The 5,837-nt window shown below is 70.3% G+C and carries 5 protein-coding genes; 3 read left to right on the top strand and 2 right to left on the bottom strand.

Features of this window, described 5'->3' with window-relative positions:
- The coding region (locus tag G6020_RS05730) for an alpha/beta-hydrolase family protein (RefSeq protein WP_182609952.1) at window positions 1-714 on the top strand (714 nt) is incomplete at its 5' end.
- Between the two features lie 74 nt (window positions 715-788).
- On the opposite strand, the gene G6020_RS05725 is transcribed toward G6020_RS05730, so the two are convergent.
- Complete coding sequence (locus G6020_RS05725) at window positions 789-2,654, bottom strand: ABC transporter ATP-binding protein (RefSeq protein WP_182609954.1); 1,866 nt, start codon at window positions 2,652-2,654, stop codon at window positions 789-791.
- 229 nt (window positions 2,655-2,883) lie between these two features.
- Here G6020_RS05725 and G6020_RS05720 point away from each other — a divergent pair, with 229 nt between their 5' ends.
- Together G6020_RS05720 and G6020_RS05715 are read left to right on the top strand one after the other, a co-directional pair.
- Window positions 2,884-4,446: a fatty acid desaturase gene (locus tag G6020_RS05720; protein ID WP_187701314.1), complete on the top strand. Its 1,563-nt coding sequence runs from the start codon at window positions 2,884-2,886 to the stop codon at window positions 4,444-4,446.
- Between the two features lie 43 nt (window positions 4,447-4,489).
- Entirely contained in the window at window positions 4,490-5,125 is a 636-nt protein-coding gene (locus G6020_RS05715; protein WP_241732585.1) for a TetR family transcriptional regulator, read from the top strand.
- 49 nt (window positions 5,126-5,174) lie between these two features.
- Here G6020_RS05715 and G6020_RS05710 read toward each other — a convergent pair.
- Window positions 5,175-5,837 (bottom strand): PaaI family thioesterase (locus G6020_RS05710; protein ID WP_182609950.1); only part of this gene is annotated, 663 nt, incomplete at its 5' end.

Genomic DNA, 5,837 nt, shown 5'->3' with positions numbered 1-5,837 from the left:
GACTCCGCGATCGCGGCCATGCAGTACTCGTTCCTGCCCAGCCCCCTGGCGTTCGTGGCCGATCGGCAGTCGCCCCAGCGCGCGGGACGCGCCCTGTTCGAGGCGGTGGAGCGCGCCGTCGCGGACGTGCCCGAGGCCCGTCGCCCCGCACTCGTCGCGTTCGGGGAGAGCCTCGGCTCCTTCGGGGGGCAGACCGCCTTCGGTGGTGCCCAGGACATGGTGGCCCGGACCGACGGCGCGCTGTGGGTGGGCACGCCCAACTTCTCACCGCAGTGGTCCTACCTCACCGCCCACCGCGATGCGGGCTCGCCGGAGCGACTACCGGTGATCGACGGCGGTGAGCACGTGCGCTTCGCCGCCGGCGGGCCGGATCTGGATCTCGACGGCGCGCCCTGGTCCTCTCCGCGGATCGTCTACTGGCAGCACGCCTCCGATCCCATCACCTGGTGGTCGCCCGACCTCCTGCTGCAGCGCCCGGACTGGCTGCGGGAGCCACTGGGCCCCGATCTCGACCCGGGGGTGCGGTGGACCCCGTTCGTGACGTTCTGGCAGTTCACCCTGGACATGGTGTTCTCCGCGGAGGTCCCTGCCGGCCACGGTCACACCTTCGGGCCGGACGCCGCGCAGATGTGGGCCCGGATCCTGGACCCCCCGGGCTGGGCCGACGCCGACACCGACCGGGTCCACGACGCGATCGCCGGGGGACGCTACTGACGGGGGTGCTTCCGACCGGTGGGAGTGCTGCTGACCGGTGGGGGTGCTGCTGACCGGCCCCGCCGACGCGGCTGCTACTCCTGGTCCGCGAACTGGGTCTCGTACAGCTCGGTGTACCGCCCACCCGCGGCCAGCAGCTCGGGGTGGGTGCCCGACTCCACCACGCTGCCGCCCTCGAGCACGAGGATGCGGTCGGCGGCGCGCACGGTGGACAGTCGATGGGCGATCACCAGGGACGTCCGGTGGGACATCGCCTCGGTGAGGGCCTCCTGGACCGCGGACTCGTTGGTGGAGTCCAGTGCGCTCGTGGCCTCGTCCAGCACCACCACGGAGGGCTCCGCGATGAGCAGCCTCGCGATGGTCAGGCGCTGCCTCTCGCCACCGGAGAGGCGGTACCCGCGGTCGCCGATGACGGTGTCCAGCCCGTCGGGCAGCGACCGGACCAGCTCCTCCAGCCGCGCCCGGCGCAGGGCGTCCCACACCAGCTCGTCGGTCACCTCCGGACGGGCGAAGGTCAGATTGGACCGGATCGTGTCGTGGAAGAGGTGGCCGTCCTGGGTGACCATGCCCACCGTCCGGCGCAACGACGACGAGGTGACCTCACGCACGTCGAGGCCGGCCACCCGCACCGCCCCCGAGTCCACGTCGTACAGCCGCGGGAGCAGCGACGCGATGGTCGACTTGCCCGCGCCCGACGATCCGACCAGTGCGATCATCTGCCCCGGTTCGGCGTGGAAGCTGACCCCGTGCAGGACCTCCTGCCCGCCGCGGGTGTCGAGTACGGCGACCTCCTCCAGCGAGGCCAGGGAGACCTTGTCGGCCGAGGGGTAGGAGAACCGGACGTCGTCGAACTCGATGGCGGCGGGGCCCTCGGGCACGTCGACGGCGTCGGGGGCGTCCTTGAGCAGCGGGTCCAGGTCCAGGACCTCGAAGACCCGCTCGAAGCTCACGATAGCGGTCACCACGTCCATCGGTGCGTTGGCCAGCGAGGTCAGCGGGCCGTACAGGCGGGTCAGGAGGAGGGCGAGGGCGACGACGGACCCCGCGTCCATCCCGCCGGTGAGGGCGAACCAGCCGCCGACGCCGTAGACCAGCGCGAGGGCCAGGGTGGAGACCAGCGTCAGCGAGTTCATGAACACGCTCATGAGCAGCGCGGTGCGGACCCCGATGCCCCGCACCCGACCCGCGCGGGAGGCGAACTCCGCGGACTCGGCGTCGGGGCGGCCGAACAACTTGACGAGGGTCGCGCCGCCGGCGTTGAAACGCTCTGTCATCTGGTCGTTCATCGACGCGTTGAGGTCGGAGGCCTCGCGACGGAGCCTGGCCAGGCGCCTGCCCACGTAGCGGGCGGGGAAGAGGAACACCGGTAGCAGCAGCACCGACATGAGGGTCAGCTGCCAGTTGATCCCGGCCATCACCACCAGGGTGAGGATGAGCTGGACGAGGTTGGACACGACCCCGGAGAGGGTGTCCGAGAAGGCCCGCTGGGCGCCCAGGACGTCGTTGTTGAGCCGACTCACCAGCGCACCGGTGCGGGTACGCATGAAGAACGCGACCGGCATGGTCTGGACGTGGTCGAACACCGAACGGCGCAGGTCGAGGATCAGACCCTCGCCGATTCGCGCCGACCAGAACCTGGTCACGACGTTGTTGACCGCCTCGACGATGCCGATCACCGCGATGGCGGCGGCGAGGAGGAACACCACCCGTACCGCGGCGCCGTCCACGATCGCGGTGACCACCCGGCCGGCGAGCAGCGGGGTCACCACGGCGAGGGAGGCCCCGAACACGGACAGGATCAGGAACAGGACGATCAACCGGGTGTGCGGTCGCGCGAACTGACCGATCCGGTGGAAGTTCTCGCGGGTGAAGACGCTGCGGTCGAGCGTGATGTTGTTGTTCTCGGCCCGCATCAAGGTGCGCATGGCGGCCTGCTGCATCGTCACGTCCGCCACTCCTCCCGCGTCGGAGTGGATCCGACGACCTGTCGGTACAACTGCGCGGACCGCCCCCGTATTCCGCACCGGCCGGTGGAACGGATGGCCTCGTCGTCGTCCTCCCTGGACAAAATCAGACCCCATGTCTAGACATGGCCCGGGAATTTGTCTAATCTTGTCTCCAGACAGTGGCGTAGGCCACATCACCAGTGATCTTTGGAGGTCGTTGACGATGTCCAGCACCGAGTACATCCGCCCCCGGGGCGCAGACGAGCGTCCCGACCGGGACCCCACGACGGACCCCGCCGCCCGGGACGCCGCCGCCCAGGACACCGCCGCGGTGGGTGACGCCACCGACGCCGCGGTCGAGCCGTACGCGTGGACCGACGCCAAGCGGTACCTGTGGCTGCTCGGCCTGATCCCGGCGATGGGGCTGTTCCTCTCGATGCCGTTCGTCATCGGGTTCAACGGGCTGGGTCTGGGCTGGGCCGCCACCGCCGCGTGGTTCCTGCTCCCCGTCCTGGTCTACGTCGCCATCCCCCTCGGCGACCTGGCGGTCGGAGCCGACGGCCAGAACCCGCCGGACGAGGTGATGGACCGGCTCGAGGCGGACCCCTTCTACCGCTGGTGCACCTACCTGTACATCCCCTTCCAGTACGCGTCCCTCATCGTCGCCTGCTACCTGTGGACCGCCCAGGACCTGTCGTGGCTCGGCTACGACGGCGGGCTCGGGATCGCCGCCTCGATCGGTGTGGCCTGGACGGTGGCCATCACGGGCGGGATCGGGATCAACACCGCGCACGAGCTCGGCCACAAGATCGCCGGGAGCGAGAAGTGGCTGTCCAAGGTCGCCCTGGCCACCACCGGGTACGGACACTTCTTCATCGAGCACAACCGTGGGCACCACGCCCGCGTCGCCACTCCCGAGGACCCGGCCAGCTCGCGCTTCGGCGAGTCGTTCTGGGCGTTCCTGCCGCGCAGCGTCGTGGGATCCGCACGGTCGGCCTGGCACCTCGAGTCCGAGCGGCTCGGTCGCCTGGGCAAGAGCCCGTGGACGATCCGCAACGACAACCTCAACGCGTGGCTCATGACCGTCGTGCTCTTCGGCGGACTGATCGCCGTGTTCGGCTGGGAGGTCGCGCCCTGGCTCCTCGTCCAGGCGGTCTTCGGCTTCTCGCTGCTGGAGGTGGTCAACTACCTGGAGCACTACGGCCTCAAGCGGCAGAAGACCTCCGCCGGCCGCTACCAGCGCTGCCGCCCGGAGCACTCGTGGAACTCCGATCACCTGGTGACCAACATCTTCCTGTACCACCTGCAGCGCCATTCGGATCACCACGCCAACCCGATGCGCCGCTACCAGGTCCTGCGCAGCTTCGAGCAGGCCCCGCAGCTGCCGTCCGGGTACGCCACGATGATGGTCCTGGCCTACGTGCCGCCGCTGTGGCGCAAGGTCATGGACAAGCGGGTGCTGGCCCACTACGACGGTGACATCACCCGGGCCAACATCCAGCCGTCCAAGCGCGAGAAGATCCTCGCCCGCCACGGGGTCGATGCGGCCGCCGCCGGCTCCACCGCGGTGGCGGAGAAGGTGGTCGCGGACACCGACATCGCCGCCGACCAGACGTCGCCGACCGGCGAGTACGTGTGCCCGAACTGCGGGCACCACTACTCCGAGGCGGCCGGCGAGCCGCGTGAGGGATTCCCGCCCGGGACCCCGTGGTCGGCGATCCCCACCACCTGGCGGTGCTCGGACTGCGGCGTCCGCGACAAGGTCGACTTCCTGCCCGTGAAGTAGCCCTCCACCACCCGCGGACGCCAGATCAGGAACAATGGACCTCATGCCGCGCCGCCCCTCCACCAGTGACCGACGCTCCTCCGGGGATTCCCAGGGGGAGCGTTGGTCGCCTCGCCTCACCGTCTTCGACGCGATGCACGAACTGTTGGAGTCCCGTGACTGGTCGGCCGTGACCATGTCCGACGTGGCCAAGGCCGCAGGACTGAGCCGCCAGACGCTCTACAGCACGTTCGGCAACCGTCAGGGCCTGGCCCAGGCGTACGCGCTCCAGCTGTCGGAAACCTTCACCGGCGAGATCCGGGACTCCATCATCAGGCATCCCGGGCAGATCGAGCTGGCCCTGAGTGAGGGGATCAACGGCTTCCTGCGGTCCAGCAGTCGTGACCCGCTCATCCGGGCGCTCGTGACGGGGGACATCAAGCCGGACCTGCTGCGGCTGATCACCACCGAGGCGGGGCCGCTCATCGAGCGCGCCACCGAGGTGCTCGTGCCGGCCTTGTCCGAGAGCTGGATGCGGATCGAGGCGAGCCAGGCCCGGCTGGCGGCCTCGATCATCGCCCGGATCGGCATCAGCTTCATCTCGCTCCCGCCCGAGGACCCGGACCAGTTGGCCTCGGGCCTGACCGAGGTGATCGCCCCCTACCTGCAGAAGGTCGTGCAGGTCGACCTCCAACACTGAGTCGGCGGCGCCCCGGGGTCGACACCCCGGGGCCAGGTGTCGGGTCCGGTCAGGCACCGTCCCCCACGGTCGACCGCTGGTCCGGGCGACCCGGCACCGCGACGCTCGCCTCGAGGAAGAGCCCGCGGGCCTCGACGCACAGCCGGTCGCCCGCGTGGATGGTCGCCTTGGTCCAGGTCTTGCGGCCGTCCACCTCGTCCACCCACGAGCGGAACGTCAGCGGCCGCAGCAGCGGCGTGGGTGACCGGTAGTCGATCTCGTAGTGGGCCGTCATGCCGTAGCGGCCTCCCCAGTGGTTCGCGAAGCCCATCATGTGGTCGATGATCAGCGCGCTGATCCCTCCGTGGACGCACCCGGGAGGGCCCTGGTAGGCCAGTCCGAGCGTGACCTCCGCCGTCACCGACCCGTCGTCACACCCGGAGAACCGCACCGGCGGGGCGATCGGGTTCTCCGGACCGCCGACGGGGTTGGCCCGGCGGGACCCGGCGCCGGTCCACATGGCCTCCAGCCGACGGGCCGGCTCCGGCACGCGGGGCTCGAGGAGGTCCGCGACCTCGGCCAACCGGTCCGCGATGTCCCCCAGCTCGACCTCCGAGTGGGCGAGCCCGGCGATCGCCTCACGCAGCCTGCGCAGCTCCGCCACCGAACGATCGAGATCCGGATCCGGCGTGGGCAGGTCGGGGACCGCGATCGGATCGAAGGTGTCCCCCAG

Origin of the sequence: Dietzia sp. B19 (assembly GCF_014145155.1) — a bacterium.
GTDB classification, from domain to species: domain Bacteria; phylum Actinomycetota; class Actinomycetes; order Mycobacteriales; family Mycobacteriaceae; genus Dietzia; species Dietzia natronolimnaea.
This window is presented reverse-complemented; position numbering and strand designations above follow the sequence as displayed.